General features: G+C 48.6%; 11 protein-coding genes. 8 read left to right on the forward strand and 3 right to left on the reverse strand.

Going from position 1 to position 22,254, the window contains the following annotated elements:
- Positions 1–48 precede the first annotated feature (48 nt).
- Positions 49–2,877, reverse strand: coding sequence for a CHASE2 domain-containing protein (locus IXB50_RS01045; protein ID WP_215607083.1), 2,829 nt, complete (start codon positions 2,875–2,877; stop codon positions 49–51).
- Positions 2,878–3,218: 341 nt separating this feature from the next.
- On the opposite strand from IXB50_RS01045, the gene IXB50_RS01050 reads away from it, so the two are divergent.
- Complete coding sequence (locus tag IXB50_RS01050; RefSeq protein WP_215607084.1) at positions 3,219–3,953, forward strand: DUF928 domain-containing protein; 735 nt, start codon at positions 3,219–3,221, stop codon at positions 3,951–3,953.
- A gap of 225 nt (positions 3,954–4,178) precedes the next feature.
- Positions 4,179–5,639 (forward strand): AAA-like domain-containing protein, encoded by a 1,461-nt coding sequence (locus tag IXB50_RS01055; protein ID WP_215607085.1) that lies wholly within the window; start codon positions 4,179–4,181, stop codon positions 5,637–5,639.
- 11 nt (positions 5,640–5,650) lie between these two features.
- On the opposite strand, the gene IXB50_RS01060 is transcribed toward IXB50_RS01055, so the two are convergent.
- Positions 5,651–6,502 (reverse strand): diguanylate cyclase, encoded by an 852-nt coding sequence (locus tag IXB50_RS01060; protein WP_215607086.1) that lies wholly within the window; start codon positions 6,500–6,502, stop codon positions 5,651–5,653.
- Between the two features lie 604 nt (positions 6,503–7,106).
- Here IXB50_RS01060 and IXB50_RS01065 point away from each other — a divergent pair.
- Positions 7,107–9,689: a beta strand repeat-containing protein gene (locus IXB50_RS01065; protein WP_215607087.1), complete on the forward strand. Its 2,583-nt coding sequence runs from the start codon at positions 7,107–7,109 to the stop codon at positions 9,687–9,689.
- A 72-nt stretch (positions 9,690–9,761) separates the two neighbouring features.
- The gene (locus tag IXB50_RS22365; RefSeq protein WP_215607088.1) at positions 9,762–9,962 is read left to right on the forward strand and encodes a DUF4915 domain-containing protein; all 201 of its coding nucleotides are present in this window, start codon (positions 9,762–9,764) and stop codon (positions 9,960–9,962) included.
- Positions 9,963–10,299: 337 nt separating this feature from the next.
- Here the strand turns inward: IXB50_RS22365 and IXB50_RS01075 are convergent, their stop codons facing one another.
- Complete coding sequence (locus IXB50_RS01075; protein WP_215607089.1) at positions 10,300–11,205, reverse strand: diguanylate cyclase; 906 nt, start codon at positions 11,203–11,205, stop codon at positions 10,300–10,302.
- Positions 11,206–12,205: 1,000 nt separating this feature from the next.
- Here IXB50_RS01075 and IXB50_RS01080 point away from each other — a divergent pair.
- The 4 genes from IXB50_RS01080 (at position 12,206) to IXB50_RS01095 (ending at position 22,242) form a co-directional block, all read left to right on the forward strand.
- Positions 12,206–16,570, forward strand: a complete 4,365-nt coding sequence (locus IXB50_RS01080; RefSeq protein ID WP_215607090.1) for a two-partner secretion domain-containing protein — start codon at positions 12,206–12,208, stop codon at positions 16,568–16,570.
- 22 nt (positions 16,571–16,592) lie between these two features.
- Complete coding sequence (locus tag IXB50_RS22370) at positions 16,593–19,208, forward strand: CHAT domain-containing protein (protein ID WP_215607091.1); 2,616 nt, start codon at positions 16,593–16,595, stop codon at positions 19,206–19,208.
- 165 nt (positions 19,209–19,373) lie between these two features.
- On the forward strand, positions 19,374–20,906 hold the full coding sequence (locus IXB50_RS01090) for a phytoene desaturase family protein (protein ID WP_215607092.1): 1,533 nt from the start codon (positions 19,374–19,376) through the stop codon (positions 20,904–20,906).
- A gap of 124 nt (positions 20,907–21,030) precedes the next feature.
- Entirely contained in the window at positions 21,031–22,242 is a 1,212-nt protein-coding gene (locus IXB50_RS01095; protein WP_215607093.1) for an FAD-dependent oxidoreductase, read from the forward strand.
- The last annotated feature ends 12 nt before the right edge of the window (positions 22,243–22,254 follow it).

A 22,254-nucleotide genomic window follows, 5' to 3' on the forward strand; every position in this document is an offset into this window, starting at 1 on the left:
TCCGCAGCGGTAATCCATGACTCTTAATAAATGGGCATTGAACAGCAGCTACGGTGAGGGGCAATTATCTCCAGCTAATGGGTGAGCCTGCTGCCCAAGTTTCACATTAGCCTGATCCAGACATTGTTCAATCAGGGCTAATCGGGCCGGTTCTTGTCCTTCGACCTGCTTTAAATAGGCAATGGCAATTTCTCCAACCAATGGGTTGTCTCGCACCGTATCCATCAGGATAGTTACGGTTTGACGGAGCTGTAACATTTCCATATGTTTAGCGGTGGCCACCGGCAGGATGATGGCAGCTCCGACTAGGGTGAATAAGGGGGGAACCAGGGGAATCCACCAACCATGGGCAAAGGCAACTATGGCAAGGCCTAACAAACTTCCAGTTGCGATCGCAACCCCAAAAATCTGACCAACCATCGAGCGAATTTTCCAGGTTATCGTTGCCCCGATACCGGCCCAAACGGCAATCCAGAGCCATTCTCCCGATTGGGGCCACACCTGCAATAACGGTCGCCCATCTAAGGTGGCACTGAGGAGCTGGCTGATCACATTGGCATGGACAACAATGCCAGGCATGGGGCGAGAACTACCGATGATGCGATTACTGTAGGGTGACGGAAACAAATCATTGACACTCTCTGCCGTAAAGCCAATTAGCACGATGCGATCGCGAATCACCTCAGGGTCAACCTGCCCTGCCAATACATCAGCCAACGACACCTGTTGAAAGCCTGTTATCGGCCCATGGTAGTTGAGCAACATCTGATACCCCCCGTCCTCTGCCCCCACATAAAAGCCACTGGTATTAGGCTCAAAGGGTTTGATGGTCGCTTGGCCCAATTGAGTCCAACCATGGGCCAAATCCTCTGGGGTAATGCCTTCAGTGGCCAGATAATTGAGCGCCAATTGCAACGCAAAACTAAGGTGGAGTGACGTACCATCGGTGGATTTAATCGACAGGGTGGCCCGACGAATCGTCCCATCGCCATCCACCACCTGATCGCCAAATCCCATTTGGCCTTGCTTTGCCAACACCGGTAACACTGCAATAGTAGGCTCAATCACCTGCTCAACACCGATCAGATGGGGGGAGCGTGACAATTCCTGTACCAATGCCCCATGGCCAGGTTCAACAGGAACATCGCGATAGATATCTAAACCGATGCCCCTCGGTTGATAGCGATTGAGCATTTGCAGACAATCGGCCAAGACTTGTCCCGAGAGGGGATAGCTCCCAGCCACCTGGATATCAGGTTCATCCACCGTGATAATCGTAATTCTAGAATCAAGTCCTGGGGATGGCAGCCGTTGGACAATCTGGTCAAAGGCCAGCCACTCCAAGCCCTGCAATATCCCCGTAAGCCGCAGCACCAGCACCCCACCCGTAACCCCAGCCGCAATCCCACCAATCCACCTTCGCCCCAATTTGACATGGCGCACCTGCTTCCTAGCCGTTTGACGAGCTTCCGCAAAGACCTGGGTAGCCGTTTGCAGCGAACTTACCATCCGTTCGGCAAATGCTCGCTCTTGTCTCTCTGTCGCTAATTCCTGGGCAGTCGATTGATTGTCTAAGGCTTGACTCGCCCCCAAAAAGCGATAATCTAAGTCGCTTAACTGTTTATCCTGAGCCCAAGCCAGGGCTTCCTTTAAAGCGAATCCTGTTAGCAAGTGGTCAGACTGTTGTTGTGAAACACACCAGACATTCAACTGTTGAGCATAGGGACGGAGCTGTTCTAAATGATCATTCACCCACTGGACATTAAACACAGCTCGATAGATCCGATTCTTGCTTTGGAGAACCTCATCTTGATTGATCACTAAACCTGACAGTAACAACTCAATATGCTCAGGGCTATAGTCTAATTTGATCACATCATTGGCTAAAATCCTCTGATAAATTCCCAATAACCGACCTGTCATTTGAGCATTAGACAAAATTCGCTTTGAAATTGTCAGCAAATGTTCTGGAGTATCTTTAGATTCCCAATTTCCAATAATATCAGCATAGATTAATCCTTCTATAAAATCAGCAATAGGCTGGGTTAAAGAAACTTTTTGTGTAGGTGCAGAGTCTTCTAATAAAAGATTTTGCGGCAAACGCTCCCCCACAATTTTGCAAAGTTTTTGGGTTAAAAGAGGTTGTCCCCCCGTCCAACTTAAAATCTCTTTAAGAATATCAAAGGCCAGCGCATAGGGTAGCTTTAACCCCCGCATCAATGGTTCTGTCTGATGAATAGTAAACCCCTGAAGTGGAATAGCCTGCCCAATATTAAAAGGGGTACGTTGAGGATCTTGAATTAGATTAGCCGGGTTAGCGACACCAAATAGGGCAAAGGCAATCCGATGATAATTAGGATCGATCGATCGCTGGTTATAACAAAACCGAATTAACGCAAAAAAGTCATCACTAGAGAAGCTCAGACTAAGAACCGTATCAATCTCATCCACCAAAATAACAATGGAACGATCTGGAATATAGACCCGTAAAATATCTCGAATAAAGAGCGTAATTCTCTGCGCTAGCGGCAAATCAGCATGGTCTTTCCACCATAATTTGAAATTAACTTTTCCTAAAAGATTAAGATCCAGGCAAATCTGCACAAAGATGCCTTTATACCATTGTTCAGGCGTTGATGCGATCCCACCAATCCCGGTGAGATCAAGGGCCACACATTGAGTACCCTGTTGCTCCAAACGATATTTGGTCCGGACCAACAACGATGACTTACCCATCTGCCGAGAATTCAGGACATAGCAAAAATCTCCAACGGTTAATGCCTCGTAGAGCAATGCATCGGCTGGCCGCTCAACATAATAAGGCGAATCAACCGATAAACTACCGCCAACTGGATATCGATGGGAGGCTGGGAGCATGGGTAGGTACGTTGCAAACGTCAGACCGTATCAATGTAGATAGTGTAGATGACAACATGTTGATAGGAGGTTTAGCCCCCTTCTCCATGAAGATCGAATAAAAATATCAGCTTTTATCACTTTTTATCAGTTTTTATCTATCGTCAGATGTGGTTTATTTGCCTATGATGGGATGACCTGAGGACATCAAGCTATCTATGCTGCCCGCTGATTTAATGCTCTATTGAACCGGGGACTGGTATGAGATAACGGTATTGGTTGTGTAATTGCCCGTATTAGCAACGGTTGATCTAGTGTTATTTTCTAAACATAGTATTTTTATCATCACTCTACTCGCATCAATGGGGGGCATCCAAACCATTGTCATGGACACAGCCCATGCCAGTAAAGCAGTGAGTCCATCAATAGCACAGACTCCCCCTAGCCCTAGCTTTAACTTTTCTCAAAATTTTGACCCCCCAGGCGATGGGCGGCCTGATACTAGCCGGGGCTCAGGGGCACGGACTGGATCATGCACGACAACAGTAGCAGAGTCGACTGCAGAGCTAACGTCGGATCCGGACACCCCAGCTTCAAATCACCGCAGAATTCGGCCTGTAATGCCATCTGGGAACTTCGGATTAACATGGCAAGACCATCCAACAGTCTTTATCAATTTTGATGGGATAGTCGCCCCTTTCGTAGTGCTGCGATTTGAAGATCAAGCTGGAGATTATAGTGAACGGGTGACAGTGTCGATTGATCCAGAACATTCCATTCAAGGATTTTCACTACCCAACGATCGGCCGCCTTTAGCCATCGGTAAAAATTATAAGTGGACTCTATTAGTCGCCTGTGATGGCCAGGTAAATCCCAACCACCCTATTTTTAGCGGTTGGGTGCAACGGGTGGCCACAACCGAAACAACAACATTAATACAGCAACAATCTGTCCCTGAACAGATTTCCTGGTACACCAGCCAAGGATATTGGTACGAAGCAGTTGTCACACTCCATCAAGCGTTACAGACTAACCCGACAGATAGAGCATCAAAGACGCTATGGACCCAACTATTAGAGTTTGTAGATCAAGAGTAGCCTTATAAAAATTGATACCGTTGCAAACTTAAGAGATCTACTCGTAATTTAAGAAATTCGGGTGGCTCATACCAAAGCGTCCTGAGCCATTAGTAACCCCCAATGGATACTCACCTAATCCAGGGTAGACACAGTAGTGGTTAATAAATTATTACTGTCCTACTATGGGCTTAATTTAAGGCGTATTGTGATCTATTTTTAGGTTACACCCATGTCAGCGTAACTATGTTTGAGGAGACAGATGCACAATCCATCGATTTGGGCCAAGCTCTAAAGCTGACGGATGATGTGATCAAACACCACACTGGTCAGCACTTGAGTTCAGTTCAGGTACTGGTGTTCCAAGAAGCATGGACAGGCAGTCGTAAAACCTATAAACAATTAGCCCAGGAAACTCAGTATTCCCTCAGCTATTTACAACAGGGGGTAGGGCCAAAGCTATGGCGAATCTTATCGCAGATTACTGGGGAAAAAGTGACCAAAGGGACGGTCAAAACAATCCTATGTCGATATTTTGCTGATCAAGCCCAACAGCTTGCGGCCAGATCCCTCGCCAGCCCAACATCAAACCAGCCCAGGGGCTTAGTCCATGTAGCTGCCAATGAGCCTGGGTTTACTAACATTGATGTTGCCAGTGGTGAGTCTCCAGCTACTGACAATAATTTGGCCTTTCCAGAAGGCAGTGTTCCCCTGGGTTCCCCCCTGTATATCGAGCGCGGGCAAAACGATCGTCGTTGCCAGCAGGAAATCACAATCCCGAGCGCTTTGATTCGGATTAAAGCGCCCCGGCAAATGGGCAAATCATCTCTGCTGACCCGGATTTTGAGCCATGCTCAAACATCCAATTACAAAACGGTGGTGTTGAATTTTCAGCAGGCTGAAGCCGCCGTTTTATCTGATATTAATCGATTGTTGCGTTGGATCTGTGCCAATCTAGCAACGCAATTGGGATTATCCCCTCAGCTTGATCACTATTGGGACGAAGACTTAGGTAGTAAAATGAGCTGCAACCTGTTTCTCCAGTCCCATATTATTAATCAATGTGAGACTCCTCTAGTCATTGCGTTTGAAGAAGTCAATGAATTATTGGAATATCCCCAGGTTGCTCAAGAATTTTTGACGTTGTTGCGATTTTGGCATGAGCGCAGCAAATTGGATCAACAGTGGCGATTGCTCAGATTAATTATGGTCCATTCTACCGAGATTTATGTCTCTTTAGATGTTAACCAATCACCGTTGAATGTGGGCTTAAGCATTGATTTACAACCCTTTAATCCTGAGCAAGTAAGCCTGCTAGCTCAGCACCATGGCCTCACATTATCCAGCACTGAAATTGATGAGCTGAGACAGCTGGTGGGCGGACATCCTTACCTGACGCGGCTCACCCTGTACCATTTGGTTAAGCAAAATGTCTCATTCAGTGAAATTCTAGCGACGGCGGCCACCGATACTGGCATTTATCATCAGCACCTCCATCGGCATCTTGGTTATTTGCAACAGTCACCCAATCTAGTCAACACATTTAGCCAAATATTGGTCGCGTCTACGCCCATCAGTGTCAATCAAATTGATGGCTTTAAATTACAAAGTTTGGGGCTGGTACATTTGCATCGGAATGAAGCGATAGTTACCTGCGAATTGTACCAAAACTACTTTGGCGAACGGCTTCAAGATTTCACGCCATAGTTTATGTCAGGTCAGATCAACACTGTTGAATTGGCAATATGGCGATCGCGACCCTGACGTTTTGCCTCATAGAGGGCTTGGTCGGCTAAGGTTACTAGCGTCTTGCAGGAGGTATCTATAGTAGGGACCATACTGGCAATGCCCAGGCTAATGGAGACGATGGCACCAACGTTAGATCGACGGTGGGGAATGGCGAGCTTTTGCAGGGCCTGTTGGATCCGTTTGGCGGTTGCGATCGCACTTTGCTGACTCATATTCGGCAACACCACAGCAAATTCTTCGCCACCATATCGGGCCACAAAATCCACTGGCCTAGGAAGACTCGTTCGCGCCACCTGGGCAATTTGCTGTAAACAGACATCGCCAGCTTGATGGCCATAGTAATCGTTGTACTGTTTGAAATAGTCCACATCAAACAGAATCATAGAGATAGGACAGCCATCCTGGCCTAATCTTTGCCATGCAGCATGAAGCTGTTGATCAAAGAAATGACGATTATATATCTGAGTCAAGCCATCGGTGATAGCTAGTCGCTGCAAGATTTGATTAGATGCTGCGAGCCGTTGTTCAGTCATTGTCTGGACATGGAGAGTTTGACGTAGCTGCTGGTTGACTTTGAGCAGTTGAGCATTCTGAATACTCAGGTTCTGAGTAAAGCAGCTGTAGAGGTATGGACGTGGGAAAACAGACTTAAGCTCAAAATACAGACTTAAGACGATTAGTAACAGCCAATAGATCTGCTGTCCCACAATAGTGTACTCAACCTTAATAGCAGGAACGACTTCCAACAACATGTAGGCAATGCCTAATCCTGTGGTAACAGAGCCGCAGTGCAACTCTAGTTTTGGCCATTGCTGTGACATGAAAGAGTGGAAAATGTGCCCTAATGTGCACAGAAAACTAACTGAAGTTTGTTCGGTTTTTCCACTCATTCCTGTGTTCTCCAACGGTCATGATATAGCCATGGAATATAAATAAAAAAAAGACACAAGCGTTATGTTTAAAGTGTATGTATCCAGGCTTCCCTGTTATGGCACAGGCCTGGCTCATGAAAAGTTATAAAAAGTGGGCATTTACCACAGGCAGTTTTTCTACATGTGGCAAAAAGTGTTGTCATTACTTATCTCTCTAGTCCTTGACAACAAAAGCTGTTAGGGTTGAAAGGTTTATTGAATAGGAAATCAACGCCATCTTTAAATCATGGGAACCCTGGTGACAGAATGGTTCGAACTTAATATTATTGTTGTTAATTCCGGATCTTAAACACAACAACTGAAACAGTACCTACTAAGCGTAGAGGACGTTCAATGTGTTTTTACCATGCTTTGACTCTACAATGCACCACAAGTTGCCAGCCATCGATGGTTACATAGGCCTGGAACGACAAGAATAACAAAAGTGTCCAAGGGCCTATCGAGCCATTGATGAAATCATCTCTATTCATTCTATTTTGAAGGTCAAGCTATTGTGAAAACATTTATTCCTGACGCTCTGCTCCGCAACACTGTTCTCAGCACCACCGCTTCGTTCGTTACTTTTATTGGGATTTCCGCCTCCAGTGCCTGGGCACAAAATCAGCCTGAATTAAAGTCTCGTCCAGAGGATCGCCCCCTAGCACAAAATATTGATGGATCCGATGATCAGCCCCTAAAGGTAGAGCCACGGGTTGGGGTCAATTTTCAATCAGGTCCCGGCGTTGGCTATGATGCATCATTTGGCGGTCTTCATTTTTTTGTACCCTTTGGACAAATCCCTGAACAAAGTACATTTTACACGGCAGGGCAGGTTAATCTTTTTACAAATGACGATAACTTCAACGGTAATTTGCGTTTAGGCTATCGCACTCAATTACCTAACAACGAGTTGGTTTTAGGGGGCTATGTTGGGTGGGATGTGAACCAAACTTCCTCGGATGAGACATTTCATCAAATGGGTCTGGGGGCCGACTTGCAGGGCAATAAGTGGATAGTTAGTACAAACGCTTATCTGCCGGTGGGCTCTACCCGGAGGGAAGTTGCCAGTAGTGTGGCAGACAACGGTACCACCTTTTCAGATTTCAGATTTTCAGGAAATAATTTACTTTACTCAAGCCTGAATCAACAAACGACTACCCGTCTCTACGAAGCCGCAATGACTGGGGTGGACCTGGAAGCCGGGTATGAGCTCTTGAGCTGGGATCAGGGCAATCTGTATGGCTATGGCGGTGTCTATTTTCTAGATGCCTCGGGGACGTCATCGGTAGTCGGGGGACGGGGGCGATTGCAAGTGGCGGTTGATAATTTTCAAGGGGGTCTTTCTGTCCAGTCAGACGACAACTTTGGGACAACGGTCGCTGTTAACCTGGGAGTAACATTTGGTGGAAATTCTCATCGTAAGCGGGGGGAAACCTCGGCAGGCTCGTTAGTGGCTCGACTCGGAAATGAGGTGCAGCGACGACATGTTATTGCCATTGATCAACAGACCGCTACAACATTCTCCTTGACTCAGGCTAATAATCTGATCGCCAGGAATCCTGCAACGGGGCAGACATGGCGGTTTCTCCATGTAACTGATGGGGTAATGGGTGGAGATGGTACCTTTGAGACCCCGTTAGGTGCGGTAACCGATGGGACTGCGATCGCAGCCACTGCAGGCAATGATGTGATCTACGTAGAGGCTGGTGACCGCACAGGTCTGGCCGGCTTTACGATTCCAGATAATGTGCAGGTCCTCTCCACCGGCGTGATCCAGGCATTAGATGTCCAGGATGTGGGGATTACCCCATTACCGGGCTCAGGGTCAGGAACATTACCCTTAGTCAATAGCACCGTTACCATGGGCAATGGCACAACGCTATCTGGGTTCGATGTGAAAACAGTAGAAACTAGTGGTATCTATGCTCGAAATGTGAGTGACTTTACCATTGATCGCAATCAAGTGACCACCACTGCTGCCAGTGGTATTCAGTCTAATGCCCTGGCTGGTGAGGTCGTTAATAACGCTAGGATTTCAGATAATTCTGTTACTACTATCGGCGAGGGGGCCAGGGCCATTGACACCTCTGCCTCTAATGGCGGCACCATCAGCAATACAACCATTTCAGGTAACTCTATTGCAACAACAGGCATCAGGGCCAGTGGCATTGATAACTATGCCGACAATGGTGGCACCATCAGTAACAGCATGATTACGGGTAACTCAATTACAACAACTGAGCTGTTTTCCTACGGCATTATTGACGATGCCTATAATGGTGGCACCATCAGCGATACAACCATCACAGGTAATACAATTTCTACATCCGGCTTCTTTACGGATGGTATTTTAGAACTGGCCAGTGACGGTACCATTAGCCGTGCGACCATCTCAGGCAACACCATTGAGACAACGGGCATCGGATCTCAAGGTATATATGTATATGCGAACACGGGTGGCACCATTAGGGATACAACCATATCGGGCAATACCCTGACTACAACAAGAGCTATTTCCAATGGGATTGCCGCCAATAGTTATAATGGCGAAATTAGCAACACCACCATATCGGGGAATACCATTACAACGGCAGGAAATAACGCCAATGGCATCGACTTGGAAACCTATGAGGGGACGCTAAACAATACCACGATATCGGGCAATACCATTACCACCACTGGCTCCTATGGTGATGGTATTTATGCCTATGTCTATAGCGGCACACTAAACAATCCAACCATATCGGGCAACACAGTCTCGACAATCGGAGAGGGGGCACAGGGCATTGAATTTGCCATCGAGGATGCTGGCACAATGAACAACGCCACGATTACCAATAATCAAATTCAACAGGCAGGAGAGCACAGTGTGATCCTCCAGACTAACGAAACCACTAGCAACATCTGTGTTACACAATTTAGTGGTAACACCAGTGGTGGACCCAATACATTTAGCGCAGGTGGTAATGATCTGAATATCATCGTTGAGCCAGGGTCGACGGTAGACTTTGTGAACTTTGACAATGTTGCTGCCAATAATACCGGATTTGATGATGTCGTCGGGACACCCTCAGGTCAGCCCAGTACATGTCCATAAATGATTACCCATAGATCTTGTTCGTAAATACTATGACATCTGTACCAACCCTAGAACAAGAGCCCCTCACCTGTGTACATATGTGGGGTTTGGGTATTGAACATCCATACGGGTGAAACAGTCGCCTTTCTAAGATTTGACAGCGGTGTCCAAGAGATTTTTGCAGTAGAGATAATGGCTCACGCAAGATTTCCTGAGGTGTTTGAAGGTACTGAGGATGAACTGAATACAGCCTATGCTTTACCAGATGAAGCGCTTCAACATATTGTTTAGATTGACTGTTAATTTAGTGGTCTGTCAACCCTGAATTTTCAGGTTGAGACTAGGGGAAAGAGCAAGGGAGCAAGGGGGATTTCATCTGATGATGTAGTTGGCACTCCCCCAGATCAGCCTAGTAACTGTCCATAGCGCATGAAAAGATAACACTTTTTATCAGACAAGATAAGAGTTTTAGAGCTGCCAACACTTGAATAAAATGGCTATGCTGATCCTATAGGGTGACTGGTGTTGCTAATACAGGTTTAGCCCTGTTAGTAACACCTTATACGCTTGTCGCTCCTCACTAACCTAGCTAGAATTCTACCATCTAGCTAGGTATTCCTATCCTGGTTCAAGCGAGTACATAGCGATCGCGACCTTGGCGTTTGGCTGCGTACAGAGCCTGGTCCGCCAAGTCTACTAGTCGATTGGACGAGGTGTCTAGCGTCGGGACCATACTGGCAATGCCGAGACTAATGGAAACCATCGAACTGGCGTCAGATTGGGCGTGAGAGATCGCTAAGGCTTGGATGGCTTGTTGGATATTTTGTGCGATCGCAACTGCCTCTTGCTCATTGGTATTTGGCAACACCACAGCAAACTCTTCTCCACCATATCGAGCTACAAAATCAGTCGAATCCTGAAGACTATCGTTAGCTGCCTGGGCAATTTTTTGCAGACAGTCATCTCCGGCAAGATGCCCATAGCAATCGTTATAACGTTTGAAATAATCCACATCGAATAGAATCACCGATAGGGGACGACCTTTTTGCTGGAGCTGTTGCCACTCATGGTGTAGCTGTTGACTAAAGAAACGGCGATTCTGGACCTGGGTTAACTCGTCAGTGTTTGCCAGTTTGTAGAGCATTTGATTCTCTTCCTTGAGAGACTGCTCTAACATTGTCTGTTCTTGAAGGAGCTGGCACAGTCGTTGATTAGTTCTCTTTAGTTGAATGTTCTGGGTGCCGATACTTTGATGCAGCATACCATAGGAGAACTGACCTGGAAAAAGCTGTTTAAGCCCCAGATATAGGCTCAATGTTAGCGTTAGCAACCAATAAATCTGTTGCCCACAAGCCATATACTCATAACTGACAGCAGGGAACCATTCCAATAAAATGTAGCCAATTGCCAGTCCCGCGATAATTGCACTGATACGAGACTCCAGTTGTATCCATCGTTGTGAAACGACAGCATAGAATACGCACTGTAGTGTGAACATAAACCCAACTGGAAGTTGTTCAGTTTTACCCATCATTATCGTGTTCCTTGGTGTTTGAATTTGCTACAACTTTAAAGAGAAGATTCCATAAAGACTTACGAAAAGACCTCGCAGTTAGCTCGATCTAATTAATCTCGAATAGACTATGGGCGTGAGACTTTGAAGTGACTCTCATGTCAGAGAGAATAGAGGGTCTCAACAACTTTTATGAATGAATTAGCTTTAAGCTAAAAAGCCTCAACAAACAATCTATGGCTTACTTAGTTCAACTATGACCCGGTAAAACCTGCAGTCTTTTCTATGCAAAAACTCTGATGCTAGACAGAGATAATCTTTAAGGGTTAAGTATGAAAAAATGGAATGTCATTGGCATAATGTATGATTTCCTTCATCTAAACTTAGTAAAAACCATTTCTTATGCGCCTTGTGTGATCAGCATCAATGATCGATTGGTTTAATTTTTGTTGTTATTTAACCAACCAAAAATCAAGCCTCAAAAGCCATAATCCCTTTAATTTCAGTGGAAATACATCGAGCAAAACAGATGTAAGGTGATGCGGGTCAACAGGGTGTGATGAGACTCACAAGGAGAAATACATCGAGCAAAACAGATGTAAAGTGATGCAAGTCAACAGGATGTGATGAGACTCACAAAATGATCCACCTCAGATAACAAGCAAGGTGACTTGTCCTAAAAGTAACAAAAAGTAGCTAGTGCAGCGTCGTGGCATTAAACTGGGTGCGATCGCACCCAGTTCTACCCCGGTTCGTTTTCAACCTCATAAAAAGTGTTCTTTCCACCTACCAAAAGTCACTTCTCATCAGTATCAAATGCATGAAATCGATAAAACCTGATAAAAACTCTTATTTCCTCTTAGCTATTGTTACCATCGGTCGAAATACTCTAGACAAAAATGCTAACCTTAAATAGCCGGTTAGACTGCTTAATTAATATGGTTACGGGCAACAGGCTACGGCAACAGTACATGGGTGCAGGGAAAATGTAGTCGGGTGTGCTATGGCTAGCATGGGATTTATGTCTACTGCACCCGCTTGCAGCTCTCGGTGCGTTTCTGTTGGCAAGTTTTTGAGGATGGCGGTGGGGTTGGTAATGCTGGGAGCGTTTCCAGCCTCTGCCCAAATCACCAGTGATGCCAGCCTAGGTTCCAGGCCCTCTCAAATCACCACCGATGGTACCCGAGAGCTGATTCAGGGAGGGTCAACTCAAGGGACCAATTTATTTCATAGTTTTTCTGAATTTAATGTAGCAGAGGGACAACAGGTTTATTTCGTTAACCCTAATGGTATTGCTAATATTCTGAGTCGAGTAACGGGGACACAACGCTCTGATATTCTTGGTACCCTGGGCGTCGATGGTGATGCCAATCTTTTTCTGCTCAATCCGAACGGTATCCTGTTTGGCCCCAATGCCCAATTGGAGATGGGTGGGTCATTTTTAGCCAGCACGGCTGATCAGCTGACGTTTGAGGATGGGGCTACGTTTAGTGCAGTCCAGCCACAGCAGCCCCTGTTAACGGTCAGTGCTCCCATCGGCTTGCACCATGGCGATCGCCCCAACGGCAACATTATCAATCAAGGTCAATTAGCGCTGTCCCCTGAACAACAACTCACCCTCTTTGGTCACCAGGTTGAGCACAGCGGCGAGTTGAGGGTGCCAGGGGGACGAGTCGAACTGCTAGGCCACCAGATTGATGTGGTGGGTCAGGCGGTGATTGATGTGTCGAGTCCTGGCCAGGGGGGCGTGATCTTGGTGGGCGGGGATTACCAGGGACAGCCGACTCGCCCCACATCGGCTATGACTACGGTGGGTGCCCAGACGAAGCTAACGGCGGATGGCATTGGTACAGGGAATGGCGGACAGGTAATCCTATGGTCCGATGGTATCACTCGCTTTGAGGGCAGTATTTTGGCCAGGGGTGGGGCTCCAGATGGGACTCCAGATGGGACTCCAGATGGGGCTCCAGATGGGACTCCAGATGGGGCTCCAGATGGGACTCCAGATGGGGCTCCAGATGGGACTCCAGTCATAGGTGGCACTGCCGGAGCAGGCAACGGTGGCTTTGTGGAAGTGTCAGGCAAGACGGGCCTGGTCTATGCTGGCCAGGTTGATGCCACAGCCACCCATGGATTGTCGGGGACGTTACTGTTGGACCCAACCAATGTGACCATTGCCAATGGGACTGGGGTCAACAGTCTGAATGTTTTATTTGAAACCGTATTAGAGGGGCTATCAGGGGATACCAATCTGTTGATTACGGCGACGAATGACATTGTGCTCCAGGACCTGGCGGATAATGCCCTGGAGTTGCAACCGGGTCGGGGGGAAGTACGGTTCACAGCCGACTCGGACGGGGATGGCGTGGGTGCCTTCATCATGGAGGATGTAACGGCGGATCGGATTGATACGTTTGGCCGGGATATTGCGATCGCAGGCGCAAATCTCCAAGTCGGCCATCTCAACACCAACGCCACCCCCAACCAGGATGCCGGTCAACTATTAAATTCTGCCCAGGCAATCGGACAGGTGACTGGCCCTGCCCTCACAACAATTTCAGGACAGCTATCCCATCCAACCGATGTAGATCTCTACGAAATTTACCTATCAGGAACAGAACCATTTTCCGCCAGTACAGTAACGACCAATACCGCCAGCCCCAACACCCAACTCTTTCTGTTTGATGCCACTGGCCGAGGTCTCTATGGCAATGACAATGATGCCACCTGTGGTTGCCGCCAATCCACCCTCCAACCTGGTACCCAGCTCCCTGAGGGTATCTACTATTTGGGCATCGCCTCCTATGCCGCCGAACCCGCTAGTTCCACAGGAGCCATATTTTCCGACGGGTTTGCCACATTGAACTTTAATGCCCTCGAAGTAGCCACCGGACCAGGACAGAATGAACCCTTAAGCACCTGGATCAATCAGCCAGGAATAGAAGTGGGCGGTTATGACATCACCCTGGCCGGAGTGACTGGGGTGGCCAATCAAATCTCCGAAATGCCCCTGTCCAATAGTGGAGCAATTTCCTTAATCGCCACCCATGGAGACATTCGTACGGGTCAGCTCACCACAACTGCCACCAATACTGGCGGTGATATTACCGTAGCAGCGACTGGAGGCGGACTGAAGATCACCGACACCCTCAATACCCTGGGCAGTCAGGGCAACGGCGGACGGGTATCCCTAACTGCCACGGGAGATATTCGCTTTCAGCCCGGTGCATCGGTGTTAACCCGAGGACAATTAGCCGGGGATTTATCGATCCAAAGTGACGGTGAAATTGTGGTGCAGGGGGGACTCTTCTCCATGCAAAGCACAACCACTGATCTCACTGGGGTGAGGGGGGCCAGCTTTGAGCTTCAGGGACAATCTCTACGGCTACAGAATGGGGCCCAAATTATTTCAGAAACCTTGGGCACAGTCACCCTCAAAGATTCACGGGTTGAGGTGCAAGAGGGGGTGACCCTCAGCGGGTTGGGCTCGGTCAATCGCTTTAATCCCTTTAGCGTCTTAGGTACCCAGGTGGGCTCAGAAGCCACCGGCAATGGGGGCATGTTGACCTTGGACATCGGCACCCTCAGCGTGACGGATGCGGCAGTGGTGACCACCCGTTCCTTTGGTCGGGGCAATGCCGGAGACTTAACCATAATGGGTGATGAAGTCTTGGTGTCAGGGGCGGTGCAAATAGACGAGACTCTCTTGTTGGACAATGGCGAATCCATCTTTGAAAGTGAACTCAGTACAGAGGCAGAACGAGAAGAGGAAGAATTGTTATTTCGAGGTGGGATTGATAATCCCTTTACCTTCTCAGCCAATGAGGCCAATGCCGGAGATTTACGGCTAGACGTCGGAAAATTACGGGTGGAGAATGGGGGAGAAGTGTCAGCTGGCACCCATTCCCTGGGCAACGGAGGAAATTTTACGATTGTTGCCAATGAGGTGATTGTCACCGGCCAGATGTTGGGAGAACGTAGCGAGTTGGGGACTGAAACCGTCCCGGAGTTTTTAGCAGCCCGACCACCCGAGGGCAATGCTGGCAATTTATTGATTGAGAGCGATCTCATCAGCGTTACCAATGGAGGCCAAATTGCCACTGGCACCTTGGCCTTAGGGGGCGATGCTGGACGCCTAGAGATTAAGGCTCGCGATGTGGAGGTGTCCGGGGGCTTTGTTTACCAGGGAAACGTCAACACCAGTGCCATTATCTCCGAAGTACTGGATCCGTCCAATGAATCAGTACAGGGGGATACGGACCGCTCTTTTGGCGGCAGGGGCGGGGCGATTGACATCAATGCGGAGACATTGAGCCTTCGGAACGGTGGGCAGATTTCTGCCAGTACGGCAGGCAACGGTACCGCCGGGGACGTGACCATTACGGTTCCCGCCATCGAATTAACTGGGGCCTTTACGCCAGCTATCGATTTGGCCACCATGGCCCAGCCCAGGGACACCACCCCCATCCCTAGCGGTGTCTTTGCATCTAGTGAGACCGAGGGTCAAGCAGCGGGCAATATTCAAATTGCCACAACTACCCTCAAGCTGAATAATTCTGCCACCCTTGAGGCATCGACCCAGGGAGACCGGGGCAATATCACCCTCACGGGAGGCACGGTGCTGATGAACAACGGGGGTCAAATCACCACCAATGCCGTAGGCACCGCTACGGGGGGCAATATTACCCTCGATCTCGATCTGTTAATTGCCACTCCCCTATTGGGCAACAACGACATTACGGCTAACGCTGAAGACGGCTCCGGCGGACAAATTCGCATCAATAGCCGCTCTCCGATTCTAGGATTTCAGGTGGGTGATCGGGACAGTTTTCGCGCGGCTAATCTGACGCCTGCCGATCGGGCCACCAATGACATTACCGCGTTCTCTCAATTTAACCCGGCGATCGATGTCGGCAGCGTCACCATTGAGCCCCCTGAGATCGATCCCACCTCAGGCACGGTTGAACTGCCGACGCTGGTGGATCCGAGCGATCGCATTGCCACTGGATGTCCGGCTCAACGGGGCAATAGCTTTGCGGTGACTGGGCAAGGGGGACTGCCTCCTGATCCGCGCCGAGGACTGAGGGGGGCTGCCATTAGCCATGATTTTCGGCTGGCTCCGGATGGTGGAACAGATGGTGGGGTAAATCATGGGGTAGATGAGATGCTGGCAAATGGGCCAGGGGATCAGGGGGCAGGCACAAGGCACAGCCCCTACGGGGGGATTTCTGGAGATGTCTCTGCGGTGCCAGGCAATGCACCGATCGAGGCACCGATCGCCGAGGCTCAAACTTGGGTAAAAGCGGCTAACGGTAGCATTCGGCTGATTAACTCATCTGCCGATCTCTATGCCCTCACCTTTGTATCTAGCACCTGCCAACTATAGTGGCGTATTGGAGGATCTAAGGATGAATAATTGGCGCTATGGAGTTTTAGCCGCTCTGGCATGGTTGCTGGTTACCTTGACCGTTCCAGCCATGGCAGACTTGCCGCCGCAATCGTCCGCCACCGCTCACCGCCTGGGTCAGCAAGCCTATGATCGAGGCCAGCTGACCCAGGCGGTGGACCATTGGCAGGCGGCGATCCAGGACTTTGCTCAGCAGGGAGATGTGCGATCGCAAACCCTGACCACCGCTCATTTAGCCATTGCCCTGCAAGACCTGGGCGATTGGTCCGCCGCCACCGGCACCCTAGACCAGGCCCAACAGCTGGCCCAACGCTTAAATGACGACTTTGTCTCAGCCCAACTACGGATGGTGCAAGGGAGCCTTGCCCTGCATCAAGGCCAGGTCACCCATGCCCTAGCCATGTGGCAACAGGCCGAGAGTCTGTATCGAGAGATCGACGATGACACCGGGCTCCTCCAAAGTCAACTTAATCAGGCCCAGGCGCTACAACTCTTGGGCCATCATCGACAAGCCTTCCAACGACTGCAACAGCTGACGGATAGGATGGAGACTCTCCCCGCCTCCGCACTCAAAGTAACCGGGTTACAAAATCTTGGCATCACCCTCCAGGCCATTGGCGAATGGCAACAGGCAACAGCACTCCTGAATGAGAGTTTAGCCCTGGCCCAGCAACAACAGTTGACGGGGTTAGTAGGGGATATCCATCTGAGTTTGGGAAATGTCTTTCGAGCCCAAACTGATTGGCCCCGTGCCATCCAACACTACCAACAAGCGATCTCATTGACAGGAGATCGGTCTATCCAACTCACTGCCCAACTAAACCGCTTCAGTCTCCTGGTCAATACAGGAGAACAAGTACAGATGGAGGATGCGATCGCACTCCTACCCCAGATTCCCCCTCTGTTAAAACAACTTCCCCCCAGCCGCACCACCGTCTATGCCCACGTCAACCTGGCCGAAAGCCTGATCACCCTCTCCCAGGCTATCTCCTTATCCCCCCATCCCCCCTCTCTCTCCCACACCCTCTCCCCCGCTCTTTCTCAAACACTTTCCCCCCAATCCATCGCCCAACTCCTATCCACTGCCGTCAACCAAGCCCGCTCCCTCCATGATGCCAAAGCAGAAGCCTATGCCCTGGGAGAATTGGGACATTTGTATGAAACCAACCAGCAATGGTCAGAGGCCTTAGACCTAACCCGCACGGCGGTTCAACTAGCCCAGGACGTTCAAGCGAAAGAAATTGCCATGCCGTGGCAGTGGCAGCAAGGGCGTATTCTCAAAGCAACAGGAGATATGGACGGGGCCATTGAGGCCTATGACCAAGCCGTCCATACCCTGCAAGACCTGCGGCAGGATCTGGTGTCCCTCTCCCCCGACATTCAGTTTTCCTTTCGAGAACAGGTAGAGCCCGTGTATCGACAACTGGCGCAATTATTACTGGCGGAGGTGGATACCTTACCCAGGGTGGAGAGACAACGGCGCTTGGTGCGATCTCGCCAACTAATCGAAGACCTGCAGTTAGCCACCCTAGATGATTTCTTCCGACAAGCCTGTATAGCCGGAACCCCTCGCACCATTGACACCATCGACACCACTGCCGCTGTTATCTACCCCATTCTTCTCGACCAGGACCTCGATAGCCAACGTCTGGAGGTGATTGTTTCCATACCCGGATCTAGCCCTGGCACCCGTGAATTAATGCACTATGGCCGAGCCATTCCCCCAGCCATGTCTCAACAGGTATTTGATCACCTGCAAGCGGCCCTCACCCTGCTCTACAACGCCGACGAAATTCTCCCCACCGCCCACACACTCCATCAATGGTTAATCGAGCCAGCGGAATCACTGCTAGCCCAGCATTCAATTCACACCCTGGTCTTTGTCCCCGATGGCTTTTTGCGTAATGTGCCCATGGCCGTCCTCCATGACGGGAACCAATTTCTAATAGAAAAATACACCATTGCCCTCTCTCCAGGGTTACAACTGCTCCCCTCATCCTCCCAGCCGCTAGACATTTCCAACCAACCCCTAACCCTGGCCAGTGGGCTATCAGAACAGCGTTCAGGCTTTGTCGCCCTTCCCAATGTGGTCACTGAACTAGAACAGGTGCAACAGCTCACCCCTACCGAGACTTTTTTGAATCAAACGTTTATTACCCCTAATCTCCAGGCACAACTTGACGTCAATGATTTTCCCATTATTCACCTGGCCACCCACGGTCAATTTAGTTCCAAGTTAGAAGACACATTCCTACTGACCTGGAACGACCGTCTCACCATTCAAGATCTGGAAAACTTGCTATCCCACCAAGAATATCGCCAACCCATTGAGCTGTTAATTTTGAGTGCCTGCCAAACAGCGCGGGGGGACGACCGGGCAGCCTTAGGGTTAGCAGGCATAGCCGTTCGAGCTGGAGCCAGAAGCATTCTCTCCACCCTTTGGTCCGTGGCCGATGACTCCACGGCCCAGCTGATCACTAGTTTCTATCAAAACCTCACCCAACAAACTACAAAAGCAGAAGCCCTGCGCCAGGCGCAACTGAGCCTATTACACTCCAACGACTTTAACCATCCTTATTTTTGGGGTCCCTTTGTTCTGGTGGGTAATTGGCAGTGATCGTCATAAGCCACGCCCAAGTTGAAACCTGTAGTTTCTCCCACGGTAAAACGACCGTTCTGGACATGGACAAGGTTTAAATCAAGAAAAACCATGGCCTCATAAGTTCCTCAAACTTGGACATTACCGTTACGGATATGCGGCTTTACATAAAGGGGAGGATCTATGACAGTAGATTACTTAATCGTGGGTAGCGGTCTCTCTGCCCTTGTATTTGGTGCACTCATGGCCAACTCTGGTAAACGGGTGCAAATCCTAGAATCCCACGAGTACCCCGGCGGCTTTGGCCACACATTTACCATGGCCAAGAAATACACCTTTAATGCTCAGCTCCATTACGTCTGGGACTGTGGCGAAGGTAATACGGTCAACCGAGTCTTGAAACAACTCGGTCTGGATCAAGAGATTACCTTTGAACGATATGATCCCGATGGGTTTGACCATATGAATATGCCTGGTTATACCCTCAACATTCCGTCAGATGCGGCAACGCTGATCCAACGCCTCTCTAAACGGTTTCCTGACCATCAGGCATCCATTCAAAAATTTATCGATGAAGTCCAGACCGTACGAGCTGGGCTTAAAGTCTTATCTCCTCCTGTGCAGCCCTTAGAGCTATTACAACACCTTGGCAAGGTAACAAAAACGATTCAATATGTGCGCAGTACCCTCCAGGACGTCTTCAACAAATTTAAGCTGCCCTTAGAGGCCCAAACTCTCCTGGCGCTACAATGGCCAGATTTTTTGCTACCCCCCAACCAGCTATCCTTCTATGCCTGGGTGATTTTATTTACTGCCTATCAAGAGGGAGCTTTTTATCCTACTCAACATTTTGAGGCGGTGATCAATGCCCTGGTCAAGGTCATTCATGATAACGGTGGGAAAGTCTTATGCAACCAAGAGGTGGTGAACTTTTTGGTGACTAACAAAACAGTTAATGGGGTGCAGGCCATTGATCGCCATACCCACGTTACCCATGACTTTACAGCCGATACCGTCATCTGCAACATGGACCCCAAAAAAGCGGCCAAGATGATCGGTATAGATAAGTTTTCAAAAACAGTCCAGAAAAAGCTGGATTATGACTACTCGCCTTCAAATTTTATGGCCTACTGCGTGGTCAAAGATATCGACTTACGAGACTACGACTTTGGCAAGTGGAATACATTCCACACAGAGGAGTCTGACCTGAATGAAGCTTTTGAACGCATGTATGTACACCACGATTTCTCAAAGCCCAGCTTTGCCATTACTACCCCGACGTTGTTAACAGATGCGGCGCGAGATTGCCCTAAGGACTGCCAAATCATTGAGTTTCTGACTGTGGCCAATTATGACTATTTTCAGACGTTGCTACAGCAGGATCGCAAACTCTATACCCAGAAAAAAGAAGAAATTCTCAACCAAATTCTTGATATTGTCGAAGCACAGTATGTTCCCGATATCAGAGAGCACCTGGTCTTTAAGATTACCGGTAGCCCTACCACCAACGAACGCTTCTGTAATTGTCCTAGTGGTAATTCTTATGGTTCCAGTTTGACCCCTAAAAATATGGGGCCTGGACGGCTAAATCACCAGAGTTCCTTGAAAAATTTCTACTTCTGCAACGCGTCTTCTGGCTATCCGGGGTTTGCACCTACGTTTTGGACAGGGGCACTGTTGTACCAACGCCTGTCAGGCGATGTCATTTTAGGGTAGACAAGGGACTAAGGCAAAATCCTGGCTGATAGCGCCCGGTATCGAAGGGCATCCACAAGGGAGTGCCCCTACAGGATTGTCGATTTCTAATCGGGCCTAATGAATTCAAATTTGATATAAGACTATGAAAATTGCAATTATTGGCGGCGGTGCCAGTGGGATGGTAACGGCCTATCTCCTCGATCAACAAGGTCATCATGTCACGGTTTTTGAACGACAGCCTATGTTAGGGGGACATATCCGCACCCTTAACAAAAATGTAAATCCCAATCATTCAGATTGTGATCAAGTTTTAGAAAATGGAGTGCTGGAATTCCCGTCAGCTTTCCATAATTTCTTGGCTCTTATGAATAGGCTAAAGGTTGACCTAGAACCGGTTGATATTGGCTCTGGTTTGTTTTTTCCGGATGGCCATCATATTCTCTCAGGGACTATGATTCGTAGAAATTTCACTGGTCTACAGCGTTTTTTGGAATATTTGCGGTTGGATACTCTGTATGCACGCTCTGCTGGCTTTTGGATACGGATGCAGTTTCCTAAAATGAAAGACTTTTATGATCAGTCCATGGGACAGCATTTGAGGCGAACATGTGCCCGCAACGCCTGGCTTAAACTCTTGACCATGTACAGCTATTCCATACCCTATGAACTCATTGACAATTTCCCAGCAGAACTAGCCATTCCAGCCCTGCGTCAATATATATTTGTCAAATGGTTCAGAATTCAAGGGGGTGTCTATTCCTACATTGAGAAAATCTTAGAACAGTTTAGGGGAAAGATTATTCTCAACGCCATTGTGAAAACTATTACCAGAACATCCGATGGCATTATCCTGGAGTTGCCAGAACAACAACAAGTCTTTGACAAGGTCGTATTTGCCACTCCCCCCGATCAGGTGATGTCGCTATTGGCCGATCCCACCCTAGCTGAAACGAGGCGTTTCAAGCATTGGCAGCCAAATTATGCCCGGACATTTCTCCACACTGATACCTCTATATACAACCGTTATGGCATTACCCAGCCCTCAGAATTTGACTTCTTTAAAACCGACCATGGTTGGGGGTACAATGCATTTCTCAATCAGCTCTGCGATATTCAATCAGGTCAATGTTATAACCTGGCCTTTAATCTATCTAGCCTGATCGATAAGAACAAAATCCTGCATATCCAAGAACATCACACCCCGCTTTATACCACCGAGTCTTTTCACTATCGCGATCAGATCGTCGAAACCAACGGTGAGAACAATACCTATTATGCAGGAGCTTATCTGGGCGACGGCTTACACGAAGGAGCCATTACGTCAGCAATGCGGGTCGCTGAGTTGATTCAGTAAGGAGCCATTACG

This window comes from Leptothoe spongobia TAU-MAC 1115 (genome assembly GCF_018739885.1).
GTDB classification, from domain to species: Bacteria; Cyanobacteriota; Cyanobacteriia; order Phormidesmidales; family Phormidesmidaceae; genus Leptothoe; species Leptothoe spongobia.